The 19,886-nt window shown below is 64.8% G+C and carries 19 protein-coding genes (1 of these 19 running past the window's edge); 9 read left to right on the forward strand and 10 right to left on the reverse strand.

The annotated features are described in order from the left end of the window. Positions 1–220: the start of a DUF72 domain-containing protein gene (locus K5554_RS02615; protein ID WP_221039597.1), read on the reverse strand. The gene continues 566 nt to the left of window position 1, outside the view; only the first 220 of its 786 coding nucleotides appear in the window; it begins with the start codon at positions 218–220; the stop codon falls past the left edge of the window. 188 nt (positions 221–408) lie between these two features. Between K5554_RS02615 and K5554_RS02620 the strand changes: the two genes are divergently transcribed. Both K5554_RS02620 and K5554_RS02625 read left to right on the forward strand, forming a co-directional pair. Next, entirely contained in the window at positions 409–1,575 is a 1,167-nt protein-coding gene (locus K5554_RS02620; protein ID WP_221039598.1) for an aminotransferase class I/II-fold pyridoxal phosphate-dependent enzyme, read from the forward strand. 104 nt (positions 1,576–1,679) lie between these two features. After that, on the forward strand, positions 1,680–2,375 hold the full coding sequence (locus tag K5554_RS02625; protein ID WP_221039599.1) for an MtnX-like HAD-IB family phosphatase: 696 nt from the start codon (positions 1,680–1,682) through the stop codon (positions 2,373–2,375). A gap of 41 nt (positions 2,376–2,416) precedes the next feature. On the opposite strand, the gene K5554_RS02630 is transcribed toward K5554_RS02625, so the two are convergent. From K5554_RS02630 to K5554_RS02640, 3 genes are all read right to left on the reverse strand, one after another. After that, positions 2,417–3,358 carry a PepSY domain-containing protein gene (locus K5554_RS02630; protein WP_221039600.1) on the reverse strand — a complete coding sequence of 314 codons (942 nt, stop codon included), beginning with the start codon at positions 3,356–3,358 and terminating at the stop codon, positions 2,417–2,419. Between the two features lie 184 nt (positions 3,359–3,542). Next, a complete protein-coding gene (locus tag K5554_RS02635; RefSeq protein WP_221039601.1) occupies positions 3,543–4,061 on the reverse strand; it encodes a ferredoxin domain-containing protein in 519 nt (172 codons plus the stop codon). Between the two features lie 13 nt (positions 4,062–4,074). Then, positions 4,075–4,662: a GDSL-type esterase/lipase family protein gene (locus K5554_RS02640; RefSeq protein ID WP_221039602.1), complete on the reverse strand. Its 588-nt coding sequence runs from the start codon at positions 4,660–4,662 to the stop codon at positions 4,075–4,077. 225 nt (positions 4,663–4,887) lie between these two features. Here K5554_RS02640 and K5554_RS02645 point away from each other — a divergent pair, with 225 nt between their 5' ends. Together K5554_RS02645 and K5554_RS02650 are read left to right on the forward strand one after the other, a co-directional pair. Beyond that, positions 4,888–5,529: a LysE family translocator gene (locus K5554_RS02645; RefSeq protein WP_221039603.1), complete on the forward strand. Its 642-nt coding sequence runs from the start codon at positions 4,888–4,890 to the stop codon at positions 5,527–5,529. Between the two features lie 19 nt (positions 5,530–5,548). Beyond that, positions 5,549–6,997, forward strand: coding sequence for an MFS transporter (locus K5554_RS02650; protein WP_255565474.1), 1,449 nt, complete (start codon positions 5,549–5,551; stop codon positions 6,995–6,997). Positions 6,998–7,027: 30 nt separating this feature from the next. Here K5554_RS02650 and K5554_RS02655 read toward each other — a convergent pair whose 3' ends face one another. Next, complete coding sequence (locus K5554_RS02655; RefSeq protein ID WP_221039604.1) at positions 7,028–7,174, reverse strand: hypothetical protein; 147 nt, start codon at positions 7,172–7,174, stop codon at positions 7,028–7,030. A 97-nt stretch (positions 7,175–7,271) separates the two neighbouring features. Here K5554_RS02655 and K5554_RS02660 point away from each other — a divergent pair, with 97 nt between their 5' ends. Then, on the forward strand, positions 7,272–8,693 hold the full coding sequence (locus K5554_RS02660; RefSeq protein WP_221039605.1) for an SLC13 family permease: 1,422 nt from the start codon (positions 7,272–7,274) through the stop codon (positions 8,691–8,693). 16 nt (positions 8,694–8,709) lie between these two features. Here K5554_RS02660 and K5554_RS02665 read toward each other — a convergent pair whose 3' ends face one another. Further along, the gene (locus K5554_RS02665) at positions 8,710–10,173 is read right to left on the reverse strand and encodes a PLP-dependent aminotransferase family protein (RefSeq protein WP_221039606.1); all 1,464 of its coding nucleotides are present in this window, start codon (positions 10,171–10,173) and stop codon (positions 8,710–8,712) included. Positions 10,174–10,331: 158 nt separating this feature from the next. Here K5554_RS02665 and pdxS point away from each other — a divergent pair, with 158 nt between their 5' ends. Further along, positions 10,332–11,213 carry a pyridoxal 5'-phosphate synthase lyase subunit PdxS gene (gene pdxS / locus K5554_RS02670; RefSeq protein ID WP_255565475.1) on the forward strand — a complete coding sequence of 294 codons (882 nt, stop codon included), beginning with the start codon at positions 10,332–10,334 and terminating at the stop codon, positions 11,211–11,213. Position 11,214: 1 nt separating this feature from the next. Continuing rightward, positions 11,215–11,796 (forward strand): pyridoxal 5'-phosphate synthase glutaminase subunit PdxT, encoded by a 582-nt coding sequence (pdxT, locus tag K5554_RS02675; protein WP_221039608.1) that lies wholly within the window; start codon positions 11,215–11,217, stop codon positions 11,794–11,796. Between the two features lie 75 nt (positions 11,797–11,871). Here the strand turns inward: pdxT and K5554_RS02680 are convergent, their stop codons facing one another. Together K5554_RS02680 and K5554_RS02685 are read right to left on the reverse strand one after the other, a co-directional pair. Continuing rightward, the gene (locus tag K5554_RS02680; protein WP_221039609.1) at positions 11,872–12,207 is read right to left on the reverse strand and encodes a hypothetical protein; all 336 of its coding nucleotides are present in this window, start codon (positions 12,205–12,207) and stop codon (positions 11,872–11,874) included. Between the two features lie 62 nt (positions 12,208–12,269). After that, positions 12,270–13,493, reverse strand: a complete 1,224-nt coding sequence (locus K5554_RS02685; protein WP_221039610.1) for a PLP-dependent aminotransferase family protein — start codon at positions 13,491–13,493, stop codon at positions 12,270–12,272. Positions 13,494–13,650: 157 nt separating this feature from the next. Here K5554_RS02685 and K5554_RS02690 point away from each other — a divergent pair, with 157 nt between their 5' ends. Together K5554_RS02690 and panB are read left to right on the forward strand one after the other, a co-directional pair. Continuing rightward, entirely contained in the window at positions 13,651–14,457 is an 807-nt protein-coding gene (locus tag K5554_RS02690; protein WP_221039611.1) for an IclR family transcriptional regulator, read from the forward strand. 40 nt (positions 14,458–14,497) lie between these two features. Beyond that, positions 14,498–15,349, forward strand: a complete 852-nt coding sequence (gene panB, locus K5554_RS02695) for a 3-methyl-2-oxobutanoate hydroxymethyltransferase (RefSeq protein ID WP_221039612.1) — start codon at positions 14,498–14,500, stop codon at positions 15,347–15,349. 123 nt (positions 15,350–15,472) lie between these two features. Here panB and gyrA read toward each other — a convergent pair whose 3' ends face one another. Together gyrA and gyrB are read right to left on the reverse strand one after the other, a co-directional pair. Continuing rightward, entirely contained in the window at positions 15,473–17,896 is a 2,424-nt protein-coding gene (gyrA, locus tag K5554_RS02700) for a DNA gyrase subunit A (protein WP_221039613.1), read from the reverse strand. 17 nt (positions 17,897–17,913) lie between these two features. Then, entirely contained in the window at positions 17,914–19,824 is a 1,911-nt protein-coding gene (gyrB, locus tag K5554_RS02705) for a DNA topoisomerase (ATP-hydrolyzing) subunit B (RefSeq protein ID WP_221039614.1), read from the reverse strand. Positions 19,825–19,886: the final 62 nt, after the last annotated feature.

Consider the following 19,886-nt stretch of genomic DNA (forward strand, 5'->3'; position numbering starts at 1 on the left):
CCTTAACCGCAAACAGGAAATTCTCCGGTGTCTCCGCGAGCATCCGGTCGAACATGGCCGCCCGGGGTTGCCCGTAGTAGGTGGCGTTAATCTCGGTGAAAGGAAACTCCTGCGCGTAAAAGGCGAGCCGCTTGGCGCTGGGCAGCCCCGGCGGGTAAAACACCCCTTCCCAGTCTTTATAGTAATAGCCTGAAGTGGCGATGTAGATCACCAGCCGCACCTCCCACTCTTTCCCTCCTGCAGTAATTCGGCATCCACGGCATTCTTCCCTGTAAGTGCGCTTTTTTTCTGATGGCAAGTTATCATCTTAAAGGTCTCCCCGGAAGGAATCCCGGCGCCGGGAGGGCGAATATAGTAGGTAAGGTTGAGTGTGCGCACGTTTTGTGCGAATAAAGGGGGTACAGTATCTTGCAACTCGCCGACCGCATGACGCCGCTGGCCTCAGCGATTTTCGCCGAGCTCACCCAGCGCAAAAGGGAACTGCAGGCGGCCGGGCGCCCGGTTTTCGACTTTTCCGTGGGTTCGCCCGACCGGGCGCCGGCCCTGCACGTCCGCCGGGCGCTGGCTGAAGCGGCCCTGGATCCGGCCAGTTACCGGTACGCCATCAAAGATGAACCCGAGCTCCTGGCGGCCGCCGCTGCCTGGTATAGAAGGCGTTTCGCCGTAGAACTCGACCCGGCGACGGAAATCATTTCTCTGCTCGGCTCGCAGGACGGCCTGGCCCACCTGGCACTGGCCCTCATCAACCCGGGCGACACGGTGCTGGTTCCCGACCCGGGTTACCCGGTGTTCAGCGAGGGACCGCTTTTGGCCGAAGCCCGCTTGGTACGCCTGCCCCTCCTGCCGGAGAACGACTACCTGGTTGACTTTGCAGCCATCGACCCGGAGGAGGCGCGGCGCGCCAAACTGATGATCGTCTCTTACCCCAACAACCCCACCACCGCCCTGGCCCCACCCGCGTTTTACCGGGATCTCATCGCCTTCGCCAAGGAGTACGACATCCTGGTTCTGCACGATAACGCGTACTGTGAGCTCACCTTCGACGGCCGCCGTACAGAGAGCTTTCTCTCTTACCCGGGCGCCAAAGAGGTCGGCATTGAGTTCAACTCTCTCTCCAAGACCTATGGTCTGGCCGGGGCCCGCATCGGCTTCGCCTTGGGCAACCGGGACATGATCGCCGCCCTGGCCGCCCTCAAGGCACACGTGGACTACGGGATGTTCATCCCCATCCAAAGGGCCGCCTGCGCGGCTTTAAACGGCCCGCAGGATGAGGTGGCTGCGACGCGCGCCGCCTATGAGCGCCGGCGGGACCTCTTGGTGGAGGGACTCGCCGCCTTAGGCTGGGCGGTGCCGAAACCACCAGGCACCATGTTCGTCTGGGCGCCCATTCCGGAGCGCTTTTCCTCCTCGAGGGAGTTTACCCTGGAGCTCATGGAAAAAAGCGGGGTTATCGTGGTGCCAGGCGCCGCTTTCGGCCCCGCCGGCGACCGGCACGTGCGCCTCGCCCTGGTACAGCCGGAGGATACGATCCGGGACGCTCTCACCAGCCTCAAGGCAAGCCGCCTTTTCAGTTAAACTTCCATGCTGCCAGGGCGGTACCGGGGGGAAAAGCTTCTCAGCCCCTCGGACCGGTCCCATTTCACGCTGAAATCGGCCGAGAACGTACTGGAGGTTATCGCGTGGCAAAATGGGCTTTGGTTTCTGACTTTGACGGTACGGCCAGCCTTACCGACGTGGGCGACGCCATCGTACGTACCTACGCCGGACCTAAAGCCTGGCGGGAGGTGGACGGCGCCATTCGTCGGGGCGAACTCACCACCAAGGGCGCCTATGAGGTGGTGTACGACCGCATCCGGGTGAGCGCTGCAGAGCTGGGGGAGTTCGTCCTGCGCTTTCCGCTTGACCCCCACTTTGCAGCCGCCGCCGAGCTCTTTGCCCGTTACGGACTACCGGCCGTCATCGTGAGCGACGGCTTCGACTTTTACATCGACCGCCTGCTGGCGCGCGCCGCGCTCACCTGGCTGCCCCGCTTCTGTAACCACCTGGAAATTGCCGGCACCCGGCCCCAGGTGTCCTTCCCCTATCACGGCGCCCTGGCCTGTCACCGCTGCGCCAACTGCAAAACCTACCACTTGGAACGGCTTAAGGCCCAGGGCTACAGCATCGTCTACCTGGGCGACGGCCATACCGACCGCTGCGCCGCCCGGCAGGCAGACCTGGTGTTCGCCAAAGGGTACCTGGCTTCCTTCCTGGCCCAACGGGGCGTCCCCTTTCATCCCTTCCAGCACTTCGCCGACACCCTGCCCCGCCTGCGGGCCCTTTTGACCTGGAGCAAGGAGTCACCCGCCGACGGCGCCTGCGCCACCGGGGAATAAAAAAGGCCCGGGAGTCATTGTTCTCCCGGGCCGCAGTTTCTTTACCCGATATACACCCTCAGGTGCTGCAGTACCTTACCGTCAGCTGCACTCAGTACGAAAATGTGCCAGCAGGTCGGCTGCTCTTTTTCGTAGAGGGTGACTACCCATTTTCCCTGGCCCCCAGCGGTATCGAGCCGGGCGTTCGCGACTTCGGCCGGAACGCCCAGCTGCTCCTTCGCCAGGGCCACAGCGCGGTCCTGACTCAGGGGGACGGGCGCTGGGTTCTCGGTTCCGCTGTGGGCCAGGACGCTGCCGGTGTGCGCATCAATGTAGAACACATCGCTGTTGGGGATGCCCAGGCCGCTGCGGCTGAGCTTCACCTGCCAAACCAGTTTCCCGCGGTAGGTGGTAAGGGCGGCGGCATCCACTTGGGCCGGGTAGGACACCTGAGCTCGGGCAATGGCCACGGCTGCGGCCCGGCTGAGGAGCACCGGCTCTTCATCCGCAGGCGGCGTGTTCCGACCGATGAGCTTGCCGGTGAAAGCATCCAGCGTCACCTGGTAGCGAGACCCGGAGCGCGCCAGGGTCACCTCCCAGGTGAGGGTATCCGGTGTAAGAACCAGGCCGGCCGAGAGCGGGTGATACCCGTAGCCGGCGAAGTTCTTGGCCAGGGTGAGCGCCTGGGCCTTGGAGATGGCGGCCGGCTTCAGTTTGCCGGCATCCAGCCAGCCCCACTCCACCGCCCGGCCGCTGCCGTCCACGGCGATATACACCCGGTCCTCGGGCCGGGCGCCTTCCTGGCGCAGCGATACGGTCCAGCGGTCGGAGCCGGTTACGTGCGAGGTAGCGGCAACTTCGGTGGGCCGGGCCACCTCTTTTTGGGCGACCTCAATGGCAGCGCTCCGGGAGAGCGCTCGGGCCGGCGCGGCCGCCACAGCGAGTCCGGAAAGAAGCAGCAGGCTGACGAGCAATGAGACGGTGGCTGTGATCCGTCGTATCATGGTAAACCTCCTTGGCTTATGGTGCGGCCCCAGAGCGTTCTTCCGCTCGGCCGCTCGTATCCTATAGACGCCGGCTTGTCCGAAAAAGTTGCTGGTACTTTCTGGTCCCGCCGCCACCCCTTCCCGTAAACAAAAACAAGCGCACCCTGTATGGGATGCGCTCACCACAGGCTGTCTGGGTAGGTTAACGGTCAAAGTAGATGTTCTTACCCGTTCCCGAGATCGGGATACCCACCACGATTTCTCCGCTCAGGAGCCCCAGCCGCCGTGCCGCCACACCGATCCGGTACATGATGCGGTTGTCGGCGTTAAGAAGGCTGGCCGTTTTGGCGGCGGAGCCCAGGGCGATGCCCAGGTCCAGGAGGCGCCAGGCGCACATGGGACCGGCGAATTCGGGTCCTTCGTGGAGCTTGGCCAGCTCCGCGCAAGAGGGGTAGCCGCAGGCGCCGCAGTTCAGCCCGGCCACCTGGGGCCGGTCGAGCGACAGGAGCAACACCGCATCCGAGCGGCGCACGTTCTCGCCGTCACGGTCAAAGTTCTTCTTCCCGCTCTCTTTCCCGTAGGCGACCATGGCATCCGCCAGCCGGGCCAGATCGCCCCCTTCGAGGATTCTCATCCCCACGTAGTCCTTACCCCCGGCCTTGGGCGCGGTGCGCGCCGCGAGGGCCATCAGTTCCGCCACCAGGTGCATGGCTTCCGACATCTTGCTTCCTCCTTTACGCTTTACCTTTCTGCGCTTCGCTGGAGCCGAACCCCAGGCCGGCCAACACCTCGGCCGCCGCCTGCCCCATGCGCCGGTACCCTTCCCTGGTAGGATGGACACCGTCGACGGTGAGCTGGGAGTGGATCCGGCCCGTGGCCGGGTCGAGAAGCGGCGTAAAAAAGTCGATGAGCGTCCAGCCGCGCCGCGGGGCTTCTTCCTTGAGCCAGGCCCGCTGGCGCTTGAGCCGCTCTTCCGCCGCCGGATCGTCCAGGGCCGGCGGCAGCCCGAAGACCACCTGCGCGCCGACCTCCTCGACCGCCGCAGCCAGGGCGAGCAGGCTGGTCTCGGTCTCCGCCCAGCGCACGCCGCCGCGCAGGGCGTCGTTGCTGCCGGCCAGGATCACCACGCAGGCCGGCTGAAGGCTGAGCACGTCCTCTTTAACCCGGGCCACCATATCGAAGCTGGCCTCGCCGTTGACACCCCGGTTCACGATCGGCCGCCCCAGGAGCGCCTCGGCCTCCGCCACCCAGGAGCTGCCCGGGCTGTAAGGGAAGCCGAAGGTGAGCGAATCGCCGAGAGCGACAATGACGCCTTCCGCCAAGCTGCTCCCTCCTGTTCCCGTATTCACTTGGTGCAAAGAGGCGCTGTTGCCTCATTTTTCCCTTATCATACCCCAGGGGGCGGCAAACCGCAAGCACACTACCCGGCCCGGGTAACCGGAAGCGAGGCGCCGGCCCGCCGGTAAGGCTTTCCCTGGGGCCGCCGCGGCAGTATAATAAAGCTGTGGTCCGACATTGACGGCCGCATCACGGAAGGAGGAAAGGGCGTGCTCAAGTTGCTCCTCAGCGGGGCCCTGCTGGGCCTTTCCATCGCCGCTCCTTTGGGACCGGTGAACATTCAGCAGATCCGGCAGGGGCTGGCCGGCGGCTTCTGGCCGTCGTTTGTGGTGGCCCTGGGGGCGGTTACCGCCGACACGTTTTATTTTTCGCTCGTTGCCTTCGGCCTGGCCCCTTTCGTCTTCCGCTTTCCAGTGGTTAAAACAGCCCTCTGGGCGGCGGGCACGCTCTTACTCCTGCACCTGGCCTTCAGCAGCCTGCGTGGCGCGCGCCGGCTGGACTTACGCCCCTCTGAGCAGGCCCTGAGCCGCCGTGGCGCTTATTTCAGCGGCCTTTATATCTGCCTGACCAATCCGATGTCCATCCTCCTTTGGAGTTCCATCGGTACCGCCGCCTTCGCCAGTGCCGGCCTGGCTGCCGAGGTTGAACCCTCAGCGGAACTCTTTACGCTTTACTTTGGGGTGCTGGCCGGCATCCTCTCCTGGGCCACCGGGCTTTCGCTCCTCCTGGCCTGGGGCCGCCGCTTCGTCACACCTGCCGCCTTCCGTTTTATCAACCTGGCCTGCGGCCTGGTCCTGGCGGGCTTCGCCCTGCACTTCGGCCGGCAGGCCCTGCGTTCGCTGGGATTTTGACAAAGAAAGGGGCTCCTTTATGCCGGAAACACTTGAGATGCGCGGGGTGCGCCGCGATCGCTGGTACATACTGGCCGCCGTTCTGGCCGGCACCATCATGGGTCCGGTGGATGGCAGCGTAGTGAACATCGCGCTGCCCACCATCGCCACCATCTTCGGCGCCGACCTGGGCCTGGTGGCCTGGGTCTCCATGTCGTATCTTCTGGTCGCCAGCAGCCTGCTCCTCACCTACGGCCGCCTGGGAGACATGTACGGCTACCGCCCTGTTTACCTGACGGGACTCATGGCCTTCGTGCTAACCTCCGCCCTGTGCGGGCTTTCCTGGAACATCCACGCCCTCATCTTTTTCCGGGCCCTGCAGGCGGTGGGCGCCGGCATGACCTTGGCCGTGGCGCCGGCCATTATCACCCATGCCTTTCCGGCCAGCGAGCGCGGCCGCGCCCTCGGCATCAACGCCATGAGCGTAGCCGTGGGCTTGGCGCTGGGCCCCAGCCTGGGCGGGTTCCTGGTGGACGCTGTAGGCTGGCGCTCTATCTTTTACATCAACCTGCCCATCGGTTTAGTCGCCTTTTACTTCGGCTGGCGGCTGATTCCGCGCCACCCCGGTCAGCGCGGGCAGGCGTTTGACCTTACCGGTGCGGCCCTAGCTTTTTTTGCCCTCACCGGCATCCTGGTGGCCGTGAGCCGCGGGCAGACCTGGGGCTGGCTCTCCCCCTTCGTTTTGGGCTCCTTGGGGGCGGGCCTGGTTTTTCTTGTCCTTTTCCTTTACACGGAACAGCGCGTACCCCAGCCCATGCTTAACCTGGGCCTCTTTTCCAACCGTCTCTTCAGCGCCGCCAACCTGGCCGCCCTGTGCAACTTCAGCGCGCAGTACGTGATGCTGTTTCTGACACCCTTTTACCTGCAGAACCTCCTTAACTACTCACCACGGGCCGCCGGCGTGGTTATGACGGCGTTTCCCCTGGTAACCCTGTTCGTTGCCCCGGTGAGCGGCACCCTCTCCGACCGTTTCGGCACCCGCCTCCTCAGTACCATGGGGGCCGCCATCTGTACCTTGGCCCTCTGGTTTATGCGCGGGCTGGGGCCGGGCCTCTCCGGCCGCGACGTAGCCTGGCGCCTGGCTATCTTCGGGCTGGGCACCGGCCTCTTCCAGTCGCCCAACAACAGCGCCGTCATGGGCAGCGTCACCCGTAGCCACCTGGGAATCGCCTCGGGTACCTTGGCCACGGTGCGCAACGTGGGCATGGTGCTCGGAATCGCTCTGGCCCAGTCGTCTTTCGCCGGCGCCCTGGTTTACCACCTGGCCCGGCTGGCCGGCACCCTGAGCGGGCAGGTCCTGCAGCAGGCGGCCTACGCTGCGGCGCTGCACTCCGCCTACCTGGTGGGTGCGGCCGTCTCCCTGGCGGGTACGCTGGCTTCCTGGACCCGGCCGGGAGGGCGGCAGGCGGCGGCACAGGAGACCCTCTGAGGTGAGAAAGAGGGCGGGGTGGAACCCAAGCTAAGCGCCGGTGGCGACAACCTCCCCCTCTTCCAGCGTGAGGCGCAGGCGGGCCCGGCAGTACGGGCAAAGCACAACGTCGCCTACCCCTTTGTCCTCGGGAACCTCAAAATCGACGCCGCAAACGGGGCAGGTTACCTCCAGCACTCATGGTCCCTCCTTAGAGAAAACTTTCTTTGTCTTCATTATACGGCAAATTACCAGGCTGGTCCAACGCAAAAGCGGGCTGAGGAGGCTGAAGAACATGCTCAAATCGCCGCGCCGGTTGATCCTGGGCTTTGCCCTGGCCATTCTCATCGTATCCTTCGCGCTTTCCTCCCGCACGCTGGCCGGGCTTTCTCCCAGCGGTATACGCACGTTGGGCCTTTTGGCCTTTACCGTTATCCTCTGGGCCAGTGAGGCCATTCAGCCGGCGGCCACTTCGCTTTTGGTGTTCGTGCTGTTGCCGCTTCTCGGCATCTTACCCCTTAATGTTGCCCTGGCCACCCTGGGCACTGAGACGGTGTGGCAGCTCATCGGCATCTACATCATCGCAGGAGCCATCACCAAGTGGCAGCTTGACCGGCGCCTGGCCTACAACCTGCTCTTTCTCTCCGCCGGCCGGCCGGCCCTGGTAAGCCTGGTCTTTCTCCTCTGCGGCGTCTTTTTCACCTTTCTGGTGCCGGCACCGGTGGGCAAGGTGGCTCTCCTGCTGCCGCTGGCCGCCCAGAGCCTGGATGTGCTGGGCCTTCCCTCGGGCGGCAACACCGGCCGCGCCACACACTTTGCCCTGGGCAGCATTTCGCTCTTTGCCGGGGTGGGCCTCCTTACCGGCTGCCCGGCCAGCCTGTACGCCGCCCAGCTCATGGCGCGCGAAGCAGGGGCAACCTGGACGTACGGGCGCTGGTTCCTGGTCTTTTTCCCGCCCGTGCTGCTCACCAGCCTGCTTCTCTGGCCGCTGCTCCTGCTCCTTTACCCGCCCGAGGGGCGGGGCGGCGCGGAAAGGGCGGCCTTTCTTGCCTTCCTCGGCTCTCAGGTCCAGTCCCTGGGGCGGATGAACAGCGCCGAAAAAAAACTGGCCCTCATCTTGGGGCTTATGATCGGGCTTTGGGCCACGGGCGGCTACCTGCACACCCTCCCGGTGACGCTGGTCTGCTTGATGGCGGCGGCCGCCCTCTTTCTCCCTGGAATTGAACTTATTTCCTGGCGGGAGGCGGCAGATTCCATCAGCTGGTCCATCATCCTGGTGTTTTCCGCCGGGCTGGCGCTCACCGGCGGTCTTACCGAGACCGGCGCCGCTGCCTGGCTGGGGGCACAGCTGGGGCACCTCTTGGGCGGTTTTACCCCGGCGCAGGCAGGGACCGCGGCGTTTCTTTTCCTCGTGATCGTGCGCCTGGGTTTCACCACACCGACCGCCTACGCGGCGGCGCTGCTGCCGGTGGCGTTTGCAGCCGCGGAAAGCCTGTCGCTTAACCCCGTCTGGCTGGGAGCGCTTACGGCCGTCGCCGCCCACACTGCTTTTCTCTACCCCATGGAGTCCATGACGCTCATGACGGCCTATGCTGCCAGTTCCCTTACGCCCTGCGACGTGCTCCGCGCCGGCGGTGCCTCCACCCTGCTGGCGGGTGCCGTCACCCTGCTGGCCGCCTATCTTTACTGGCCGCTTCTCGGCCTGGCCATTAAATGACCCCCCGGCCGTCCGCCTAGACGAAAGGGGTGTAGTCGACCGCGTTCTCCTTTCCCAGAAGGCGGCGACAGGCCTTCCCCAGGCGGGCCGTGCCCTGCCGTATTTCCTCCGGTGTCAGCGAGGCATAGGTAAGGCGGAACCAAGGACTGGGCCCCGGTGCAGGGACAAAGAGGGCCCCCGGGCTGATCACCACCCCTTCCTTGAGTGCCTCTTGATAGAGCGCGGCTGCGTCCTGCTTTCCCGGCAGGCGCAACCAGAAGTTGAGACCGCCGGGCGGAGGGGTGAAGATTATCTCCGGGGGCAGGGTGTCGCGTAGGGCGGCAATCATCGTCCGGTAGCGCTCTTCGTACACAGCCCGAATCCGCCCCAGTTGCTCTTCCCAGGTACGCTCGCGCAAGAAGAGTTCGAAAACGCGCTGGAAAAGCCCGGAGGTGAAGATGTCCGAGGTGTGTTTGGCGGCCAGAACCTCACCGCCGAGCGCAGGCGGCACCACGAGAAACGCCAGGCGCAGGCCGGGGAGAAGCACCTTGGAGAAGCTTTTGAGGTAGAGGACCGGCACTTCCGGCGGGGCCAGTGCGGCCAGCGGTGTGAGGTCTGTCTCGGTGAAGTTGAGTTCCCGCAGGTAATCATCCTCGAGCAAAGTCAAGCCGAAGCGCTGCGCCAGGGCTAGGAGCGCTTCTTTTTTCTTGCGGCTGTAGACCACCCCGGTGGGGTTTTGGAAGGTGGGCATCACGTAAAAAATGCGCGGTCGCACTGTAGCAAGAAGCCGTTCCAGGGCCGTAAGGTCCGGCCCGTCCGCTTCCAGCGGCACGGAAAGTATCCGTGCGCCGCGCGAACGGAACGCCGCCATGGCCCCCGGGTAGGTAGGGCACTCCACCAGCACGGCATCTCCCGGCCCGAGCAGACTCTTGGCCACCACATCGATCCCCTGTTGCCCCCCGGAGATAACCTGGATAGCGCCGGCGGCGGCACAGATACCCAGTGTACCGAGCGCCGACGCTACCGCTTCCCGGAGCGGCAGGTAACCCCGGCTGTCCTGGTAGGCAAAGGCCTGACCGCCATCCCGTTCAATGACCCGGTTCAGCAGGCGCTGTACCGCGGCTACCGGCAAAAGACCCGGATCCGGGGTGGCGCTGGCGAAGTTGATGGCCCCCGGCGGTATTTCCACCTGGCCCTGGCCGAGGAGGTCTGCCTCCTTCCCGCCACCCGGTGCCCCCACATTGACTCTGCCCCCGGGCACAACAAAAGTGCCGCTCCCGGTGCGGGCGCGGACCAGCCCGAGCTGCTCGAGCTCCCGGTATGCCTTGACCACGGTGATCGTGTTCACCTGAAGGGTGCGGGCCAAGGTTCGGACAGCCGGCAGCCGCTCACCGGGTGCCAGTTCGCCGGTCCGAATGCGCTCGGACAGCGCCTGAGCAATTTGCCGGTAAATGGGGAGCTTACCGTGGCGGTCAAATTGTATCGATACATTGCTGGCCATATAAACACAAACTCCTTCTTGACCAATACGATTTGTCAATGCTATACTACGCTTGTGACGAATTGGGCGCAGCTGTATACTCCGGTTTCCGTTCCCCTTGTTGTACTACTACACTCAGTGTATCAGGCGGCGCCGCGCAAGTAAAGGAGGGTTTACCCGTGTCCGAAGACCGCTACGCTCTGAACAAGAACCTGGCACAGATGCTCAAGGGCGGCGTGATCATGGACGTGACCACGCCCGAGCAGGCCCGTATTGCAGAGGAAGCAGGCGCCTGCGCCGTAATGGCCCTGGAACGCGTGCCGGCCGACATCCGCCGGGACGGCGGAGTGGCCCGCATGTCCGACCCCAAGATCATCAAGGCCATCAAGGCGGCCGTCTCCATCCCGGTGATGGCCAAGGTGCGCATCGGTCACTTTGTCGAAGCCCAGATACTGGAGGCGCTGGGCATCGACTTTGTGGATGAAAGCGAGGTGCTGACGCCGGCCGACGAGTCCTACCATATCGATAAGACCAGGTTTAAGATCCCGTTCGTCTGCGGCGCCCGCGACCTGGGTGAGGCGCTGCGGCGCATCGCGGAAGGAGCAGCGATGATTCGCACCAAAGGCGAAGCCGGCACAGGGAACATAGTTGAGGCGGTGCGGCACCTCCGGGCGGTAAACGAAGGGATCGCCGGCCTGCGAGGCCGCGGGCGGGCCGAACTGGTTGCCCGGGCGAAAGAGCTCGGTGCGCCGCTGGAGCTGGTGGAGCAGGTCGCCCGCGAGGGACGCCTCCCGGTGGTGAACTTCGCCGCCGGCGGCGTCGCCACTCCTGCGGATGCCGCCCTTATGATGCAATTGGGTGCAGACGGCGTCTTCGTTGGTTCCGGTATCTTCAAGTCCGGAAATCCGGCGAAGCGGGCGCAGGCCATCGTTAAAGCGGTAACCTACTACAACAATCCGGCCATCCTGGCCCAGGTTTCGGAAGACCTGGGCGATCCGATGCCCGGTGTGGACGTAGCTGCTCTGGCGACCGAGGAACGTTACGCCGCCCGGGGGTGGTAGCATGGGGCCGGTGGGAGTTCTTGCCTTGCAGGGCGCCTTCCGCGAGCACCGGGCGGCCCTGGAGCGCCTGGGTGTGCCCGTGCGCGAGGTGCGCCTCCCGGCGGATTTGAACGGGCTTTCCGGTCTGATCCTTCCCGGTGGGGAGAGTACAGCCATGGGCCGCCTGCTCCGGGAGTTCGGGCTCCGGGAACCATTGTGCCGCCTAGGTAAGGAGGGTTTGCCGATGTGGGGCACATGCGCCGGCATGATCCTCCTGGCCGAGCGAATCGTCGGCGAGGATACGGTGCACCTGGGTCTCATGGACATAGCCGTACGGCGCAATGCCTATGGCGGGCAACTGGATAGCTTTCGTACCGAGCTCACCATTCCCGCGGTTTCTCCCGCACCGTTCCCCCTGGTTTTCATCCGGGCCCCTTATGTGGAGGAAGCGGGGCCACAGGCCTGCGTGCTGGCAATGCTGAACGGCAAGATCGTCGCTGTCCAACAAAGGAATCTCCTGGCCACAGCCTTTCACCCGGAGCTTACGGACGATCTTCGTTTTCACCGCTACTTCCTGCACGCAATCGAGCGATACCACCACTAAGAAAGAGGGCGCGTTTTCGCGCGCCCTCTTTCTTTTTGCTGCCGCCTCGGCCTGCCTTGGGGTGCCGGGTGGTCCTCAGGCACGGGCGTGCTCCAGGTAGGGAAGCCAGCGCTCCAACTCGTTTTCCGCCTCCGGCCCTACGTACGCCTGAAAGACGTCTGCGGGACCGGTTTGCTGATAATCCTCGGGTGGGAAGGCGAAGAACCAGGCATTACCCTCCTGGTAAACCCAGTAAGGGTAGTAGCCCTCGCGGTCGTAGCCGCGCCCCCAGCCTTGGGAGGTGCCTTCACCGTTTTCGTCGCGGACGTAATACCCGGCCTCCATGAGCGCCCGGGTCAAGTGCGGCAGGTCCACCGCAAACGGTAACTGTACCTGAACCATCTGCCGGCTCAGCCTCATGTCGTACGCCACGCGCGCCCCTCCTGGCAGCTTTTCCCTTAATCTGCCCGGCGGGGCGCCTTTCTATTCCTGAACTAGGCGCCGGCCGCCAGCGCCTGCTGGAAGAAGCGGCCCAGTCGTTTCGTTCCCTCTTCAATGTCCGCCGGTGAAGGGTAGGAGAAGGAAAGCCGCAGCTGGTTGGCCCCCTGGCCGTGGGCATAAAAGGAGCGCCCCGCCACGTACGCCACCTTTTCCTCGGCAACCGCCTGCTTCAAGAGGCGGGCGGTGTCGAGGCCGGGCGCGTCCGGCAGGGTAACCCAGGTGAAGAAACCGCCCTGAGGTTCCACCCAGTGCGTACCGGCCGGGAAATGCCGCTTGAGCCCGGCCGACATGGCAGCAGCCCTTTCCTTAAGGAGGGCGCAGCTGGCCTTCACCTGTCGCTCGATGATCCCCCGGCGCCCGCACTCCAGCGCCAGGAGCTGGCTTAGGCTGCTGGAACACTGGTCGCTGGTCTGTTTGACAGCAATGAGCTTGGCGGTGAACGTTTCCGGAGCCACCACCCAGCCCAGGCGCAGGCCGGGCGACAGGATCTTGGAGAAGGTCCCGAGGAAGAGCACCGCACCGCTTTTATCCAGGGACTTCAAGGTCGGCACTTCGCTGCCGGCGAAGCGCAGCTCGGCGTAGGCGCTGTCCTCCACCAGCGGCACGCCGTACGCAGCCGCCAGGTCTACCAGGAGGCGGCGCCGGGCAGAGCTGAGGGTGGCGCCGCTCGGGTTCTGGAAGGTGGGGACGGTGTAGATGAACTTGGGCCGCCGAGCGGATGTACTCAGGGCCGCCAGGCGTTCCGCCAGAAGGTCCACCTGCATGCCCTCCTCGTCCGTGGGTATCTCTTCCACGCGGGCACCGTAGGCAATGATGGTCTGCAGCGCCCCCACATAAGAAGGCGCCTCGCTGATGACCACGTCTCCCGGCTCCAGCAGCACCCGGCAAATGAGGTCGAGCCCCTGCAGGGCACCGCTCGTGATGGTGACCTCCGCCGGGCTGATCGCCACGCCAAAGCGCGCGCGCATCCTGTCCGCCAGGTACTCCCGCAGAGCGCTGAAACCCGCCGTAGGCCCGTACTGCAGGGCGGCGGCGCCGTTTTCGGCCAGAATCCGTGCACCCACTTCGCTGACCTCGGGCAGGCGGAACATGTCCGCGCCCGGGAAACCGCCGGCGAAGGAAATGACCCCCTCCGTCTCGCTGAGCCGCATGATTTCAGCGATGTCGGTGTTAGCCTCGCCCCGCCAGGCCGGCACAAGAATCTCATTCCACTCCATGTTGACGGCCGGTTGCCTTCCCTCCTCTCGGACTACGGAACCATTACTTTATACCAAAAAAATGTTCTCGGGGCCACAAGGAATTTCCTGCTGAATGACGAATTGTTATGATGTTAAATGAAACTTTGTCTTACAGTACAAGACGGGGGCTGAGGCTATGCGTTCTTCACCTGCTTCCGGTCCCGGCTACAATGTGCGCGCCGTGGAACGGGCCATGGAGCTCCTCTCGGCCCTGGCCGGCGGCGACCCCGCCCTGGGAGTGACGGAACTGGCGGAGCGGCTCGGCCTGCACAAGAGCACCGTGCACCGCCTGCTGGTCACCCTGGAGGGAGGGGGGTTTGTGGAGCAGGACCAGGTCAGCGGCCGCTACCGCCTGGGCCTGAAGCTGTTTGAGCTGGGGGCCGTCGTCGGCGCGCGCCAGGAGCTGAGGTGCGAGGCGCTGCCTTACATGCGCGACCTTTCTGCCAAAAGCGGTCACACCGTCCACCTGGTGCTCCTCTCCGGTTATGACCCCATCTACGTGGAAAAGGTGGAAAACCCGCATTCGGTGGTAAGTTACTCGCAGATCGGCAAAAAGCTGCCGCTGCACGCCACCGCCGCCGGCAAGGTGCTCCTGGCCCACCTACCGCCGGCTGACCAGGAGGAAGTCCTGCGCGGCCCACTGGCGGCTTACACACCCAATACGATCACCGATCCGGCCGTCCTGCGCGAGCACCTGGCCCGCATCGTCAAGCAAGGTTACGCCCTCGACAACGAGGAACTGGAGCTGGGGCTGCGCTGCGTGGCAGCACCCATCCGGGGGGCGCGCGGCCACGTGGTGGCTTCCCTTTCTCTCTCCGGGCTCTCCGCCACACTCACGCCCGAGCGGCTGCCCGGGCTCACCGCCGCAGCCCGGGAAACAGCCCTCGCCATCTCCCACCGCCTGGGTTACAGCGAGGCCCTGAGCCTGCTGCGGCAGGGGTAGGCTTTGTTTTCCCATACAAAACTCACGGGAGGTATGCTTGATGCGCGCCAAGGTTACCATCACTACCCTGCGGGAGAAGGTCGCCCGCGGCGAAAAGATCACCATGCTCACCGGCTATGATTATCCGTTGGCCCTGGCCGAGGAAAAGGCCGGGGTGGACATCATCCTGGTGGGCGATTCCCTGGGCATGACAGTGCTGGGTTACGAGTCCACACTGCCGGTACGCATGGACACCATGATCGACCACGCGCAGGCCGTGCGCCGCGCCGCCCCCACCGCCTATGTCATCGGTGACATGCCGTACCTCTCTTACCAGGTAAGCGTGGAGCAGGCCGTGGCCAACGCCGGCCGCTTTATGAAAGAGGCCGGCTGTGACGCGGTGAAGCTCGAGGGCGGGCGCAACGTGGTCGACGTGGTGGCGGCCCTCACCAAGGCCACCATTCCAGTGATGGGCCATATCGGCCTTACGCCCCAGTCCATCGCCATGCTGGGCGGCTTCAAGTCCCAGGGGCGGAGTCTGGCTGCGGCCGAGACCTTGATCGAAGACGCCAAGGCGCTCGAGGAAGCCGGCGCGGTGGCCATCCTGCTCGAGGCCATGCCGCCCGAGGTCGCCCGGATCATCACCGCCCGGGCCAATATCCCCGTCATCGGCATCGGCGCCGGCCCGTACGTCCACGGCCAGCTCCTCATCGTGCACGACATGCTGGGCTTCTTCGAGGCCTTCACCCCCAAGTTCGTGAAAAAGTACGCCGACCTCAACGGTGCCATCCGCGCGGCGCTGGCCGAGTATATCGCCGACGTCACAAGCGGCGCCTTCCCGGCCGCCGAACACTGCTATAAGATGCAGCCGGGCGAGGCCGAGGCCCTGCTGGCCAAGTACAACATCGGCTGAGCCGGCCCGGCTTCCGCGCCGCCCCGGGCAAAAGGTCCCCCAGGGTGAATGCCCACGGAAACCTGGCAAAGGCCCCGTCGCCTACCCGGCGACGGGGCCTTCCCTTTTCCTTCGACCTTTCTTCTACTCTGTCACCCGCGCCAGCGCCATGACGCTGTCGCCTTCCTCGAGCCGCATCAGGGTTACGCCCTGGGTGTCGCGCCCCTTCTCGGGGATGCCGTCCACCTCCAAGCGGATGAGGACACCGGCGGCGGTGATCAGCATCAGGTCGTCGCTGGGGCGCACCACCTTCATGTCCACCACCGGGCCGTTGCGTTCCGAGATGCGGATGGCCTTCATCCCTTTCCCCCCGCGGCTGTGGCGGGTAAACTGGCCGAGCGGCGTGCGTTTGCCGAAGCCCTTGGCCGTAACCACCAAAAGGTCGGCGCCCTTTTGCACCACATCCAGGCTCACCACGGCATCGTCCGGGGCCAGGTTGATGCCGCGCACCCCCCGCGCCGCCCGCCCCATGGAGCGGATCTCGGCCTCGGCGAAGCGGATGGCCTTGCCGCCCCGCGTCCCCAGGAGCAGCTCGCGCTCGCCGTCGGTACGGCGTACGTAGATCAGCTCGTCCCCTTCCTCCAGGGTAATGGTCACCAGGCCGGCCCGGCGCACCGAGTCGAAGTCGGCCAGCGGCGTCTTTTTCACGTAGCCGCGCCGCGTCGCCATCACCAGGTACTGGCCGTCGCTGAACTCGCGCACGCTCAGGACGGCGGTCACCTTCTCCCCGGCGCCCAGCGAGATGAGGTTGACCAGGGGGGTGCCCTTGGCCTGGCGGCTGGCTTCGGGGATCTCGTGGCCCTTCACGCGGTAGGCGCGCCCGCTGTTGGTGAAGAAGAGGACGTAGTCGTGGGTGGAGAGGGTGATAAGGTGCTCCACCACGTCCTCTTCCTTGGTGCCGGTGCCCAGGATACCCCGGCCGCCGCGGCGCTGGCTGCGGTAGGCAGCCAGGGGCTGGCGCTTCACGTAGCCTTCGGCGGTAAGCGTCACCACAACGCGCTCCTCTGGGATCAGGTCCTCCGGCGCCAGCGTCCCCACGTCGCTGGTGATACGGGTGCGCCGCTCGTCGCCGTACGTGTTTTTGATCTCGAGAAGTTCGCTGCGGATAATCTGGTAGACCATGGCTTCGCTGCCCAAGATGGCGCGCAGGCGCTCGATGGCGGTTAAAAGTTCCCGGTACTCCTCTTCGATTTTTTCCCGCTCCAGGCCGGTGAGGCGCTGCAGGCGCATGTCGAGGATGGCCTGGGCCTGTTTTTCGCTGAGGCCGAACTTTTCCATGAGGCCGCTTCGCGCCTCCGCCACCGTGCGGGAAGCACGGATCAAGGCGATAATGGCATCGATGTGGTCGAGGGCGATGCGCAGCCCCTCGAGAACGTGGGCCCGCTCCTCCGCCCGCGCCAGGTCAAAGCGCGTCCGGCGCACCACCACTTCTTTCTGGTGGTCCAGGTACTCGGTGAGCATCTCTTTGAGGCTGAGGATACGCGGCTCGCCCTTCACCAGCGCCAGCATGATGACGCCGAAGCTCACCTGCAGCTGCGTGTGGTGGTAGAGCTGGTTGAGCAGCACGTCGGCGTTGACGTCGCGCCTCAGCTCGATGACGACGCGAATCCCTTCGCGCCCGGATTCATCCCGCAGGTCGGTGATGCCCTCGATGCGCTTTTCGCGCACCAGGTCGGCGATGGTCTCCACCAGCCGGGCTTTATTGACCATGTAAGGCAGCTGCGTTACCACAATCTGCTGCTTGCCGCCCTTTACTGTTTCAATGCGGGCGGCGGCGCGCACCTTGATGGTCCCCCGGCCGGTGCTATAGGCCGCCCGGATGCCTTCGCGCCCGAGGATGAGCCCGCCGGTGGGAAAGTCCGGCCCCTTGACAGCCAGCATCAGGTCGGCTACGCTGGCCGCGGGGTTGTCGATGAGCATCACCAGGGCATCCACCACTTCGCCCAGGTTATGGGGCGGAATGTTGGTGGCCATGCCCACGGCGATACCGGAAGAGCCGTTGATGAGGAGGTTCGGCACCCGCGCCGGCAGGACCACCGGCTCCTTGAAGTGCTCGTCAAAGTTCGGGATGAAGTCCACCGTTTCTTTGTCGATGTCGCGCAGCATCTCCACCGCCAGCGGCGCCAGGCGCACCTCAGTGTACCGCATGGCCGCCGGGGCGTCGCCGTCGACCGAGCCGAAGTTGCCGTGCCCGTCCACCAGCGGGTAGCGGCAGACAAAGTCCTGCGCCAGGCGCACCATGGCGTCATAAATCGCCACGTCGCCGTGGGGGTGGTACTTACCGAGCACCTCGCCCACCAGGCGGGCGGATTTTTTGTAAGGCTTATCCGGCCCCATGCCCACCTCGTTCATGGCGTAGAGGATACGGCGCTGCACCGGTTTGAGCCCGTCGCGCACGTCCGGCAGCGCCCTACCGATGATCACGCTCATGGCGTAATCGAGGTAGGAGTGCTTCATCTCCTCTTCAATTCGCACGGGAACGATGCGATCGGCCACTTGATCTGCCACTTTTCTCTTCCCTTCCCCTAAATGTCCAGGTTACGCACCAAGCGGGCGTTGGCCTGGATGAACTCGCGCCGCGGCTGCACCTTATCCCCCATGAGGATGGTGAAGATGTTGTCCGCCTCCAGCGCGTCCGCGACGGAAACCTGGAGCACCGTGCGTGACTTAGGGTTCATGGTGGTTTCCCAGAGCTGCTGGGGGTTCATCTCGCCCAGACCCTTGTAGCGCTGCACGTCGATGTTGCCGCCGCGCCCGATCTTTTTCAGCAGCTCGTCCAGCTCGCGGTCGCTGTAGGTGTAGTGTTCCTCCTGGCCCTTCACCACCCGGTAAAGGGGCGGCTGCGCGATATAGACGTAGCCGGATTCCACCAGCTGCGGCATGTAGCGGTAGAAAAAGGTGAGCAGCAGGGTGCGGATGTGCGCCCCATCCACGTCGGCATCCGTCATGATGATGACCTTGTGGTAGCGCGCCTTGCTAAGATCAAAGTCCTCGTCAATGCCCGTGCCGAGGGCGGTGATCATGGCGCGGATCTCCTCGCTGGCCAGGATCTTGTCGAGGCGTGCCTTTTCCACGTTGAGGATCTTGCCCCGGAGCGGCAGGATGGCCTGGAAGCGCCGGTCCCGGCCCTGCTTGGCGGAGCCGCCGGCGGAGTCGCCCTCCACGAGGAAGAGTTCCGCCACCGCCGGGTCGCGTTCCGTACAGTCGGCAAGCTTACCGGGGAGCGAGGTCACCTCGAGGGCGCTCTTGCGCCGGGTGAGTTCCCGCGCCCGCCGCGCCGCCTCGCGCGCCCGCGAAGCAGCCAGCACCTTGTCGATGATCCGGCGCGCCACGGCCGGGTTTTCGTCGAGGAAGGTGCCGAGGCCCTCGCTGACCACCGCGTCTACAAAGCTGCGCATCTCGGGGTTGCCGAGCTTGGTCTTGGTCTGCCCTTCAAACTGTGGGTTCACCAGCTTGACGCTCACCACCGCCACCAGGCCCTCGCGTACATCCTCGCCGGTAAGGGCCGGGTCGCCGTTCTTGAGCAGGTTGTTCTTGCGGATGTAGTCGCCGATCACGCGGGTGAGCGCCGTCTTAAAGCCGGCCTCGTGCGCCCCGCCTTCCTGGGTGTGGATGTTGTTGGCGTAGGTGAAGATGTTCTCCACGTAGCCGTCGTTGTACTGCAGGGCCACCTCCACGCTGGCGTCCTCACGCCGCCGTTCAAAGTAGATGGGCGGCTCGTGCAGCACATCCTTGTTCTTGTTCAGGTGCCGCACGAACTCCTCGATCCCGCCCTCAAACTGGTAGACGTTCTCCTGACCGGAGACCTCGTCTTTCAGGCTGATCTTCAGGCCGCGCGTCAAGAAGGCCAGCTCCCGCAGGCGCTGGGCCAGGGTGTCGAAGGAAAAGGTGCGGTCGGGGAAGATCTCGCGGTCGGGGATAAAGCGCACCGTGGTCCCGGTTTCGTCGCTGTCCCCCACCACGGCGAGATCCGACGTAGGTTCGCCGCGGCGGTAGGTCTGGCGGTAAACGTGACCTCCCCGGCGCACCTCTACCTCCAGCCACTCGGAAAGAGCGTTAACCACCGAGACGCCCACCCCGTGCAGGCCGCCGGAAACCTTGTAGCCTTCACCGCCGAACTTCCCGCCGGCGTGGAGCATGGTCATCACCACTTCCACCGCCGGCTTACCCACCTGCGGGTGGATCTCCACGGGGATGCCGCGCCCGTTATCCTTAACTTCCACCATGTGCTCGGGGTGGAGGGTAACTTCGATGGCGGTGCAGTAGCCGGCCAGGGCCTCGTCGATGCTGTTGTCCACCACCTCGTAGACCAGGTGGTGCAGGCCGCGCGGCCCGGTGCTGCCGATGTACATGCCGGGACGCAGGCGCACCGGCTCCAGGCCCTCGAGTACCTGGATCTGGCTGGCGTCGTAGCGCGCTTCGTTCTTTTCTGGCATTCTTCCACCCCTTTCGGTTGCTGAGTCCGACAAGGACAATTATACCATAGCGCCGGGAAAAG

This window comes from Gelria sp. Kuro-4 (assembly GCF_019668485.1).
In the GTDB taxonomy this organism is placed as follows: Bacteria; Bacillota; DTU030; order DUMP01; family DUMP01; genus DUMP01.

Bases quoted from the DNA above. Each gene is read 5' to 3' on its own strand.
- K5554_RS02630 (WP_221039600.1), bottom strand. From the start codon at position 3,358: ATGATACGACGGATCACAGCCACCGTCTCATTGCTCGTCAGCCTGCTG.
- K5554_RS02635 (WP_221039601.1), bottom strand. From the start codon at position 4,061: ATGTCGGAAGCCATGCACCTGGTGGCGGAACTGATGGCCCTCGCGGCG.
- K5554_RS02650 (WP_255565474.1), top strand. From the start codon at position 5,549: ATGCCGGAAACACTTGAGATGCGCGGGGTGCGCCGCGATCGCTGGTAC.
- K5554_RS02660 (WP_221039605.1), top strand. From the start codon at position 7,272: ATGCTCAAATCGCCGCGCCGGTTGATCCTGGGCTTTGCCCTGGCCATT.
- K5554_RS02665 (WP_221039606.1), bottom strand. From the start codon at position 10,173: ATGGCCAGCAATGTATCGATACAATTTGACCGCCACGGTAAGCTCCCC.
- pdxT (WP_221039608.1), top strand. From the start codon at position 11,215: ATGGGGCCGGTGGGAGTTCTTGCCTTGCAGGGCGCCTTCCGCGAGCAC.
- K5554_RS02685 (WP_221039610.1), bottom strand. From the start codon at position 13,493: ATGGAGTGGAATGAGATTCTTGTGCCGGCCTGGCGGGGCGAGGCTAAC.
- K5554_RS02690 (WP_221039611.1), top strand. From the start codon at position 13,651: ATGCGTTCTTCACCTGCTTCCGGTCCCGGCTACAATGTGCGCGCCGTG.
- panB (WP_221039612.1), top strand. From the start codon at position 14,498: ATGCGCGCCAAGGTTACCATCACTACCCTGCGGGAGAAGGTCGCCCGC.
- gyrB (WP_221039614.1), bottom strand. From the start codon at position 19,824: ATGCCAGAAAAGAACGAAGCGCGCTACGACGCCAGCCAGATCCAGGTA.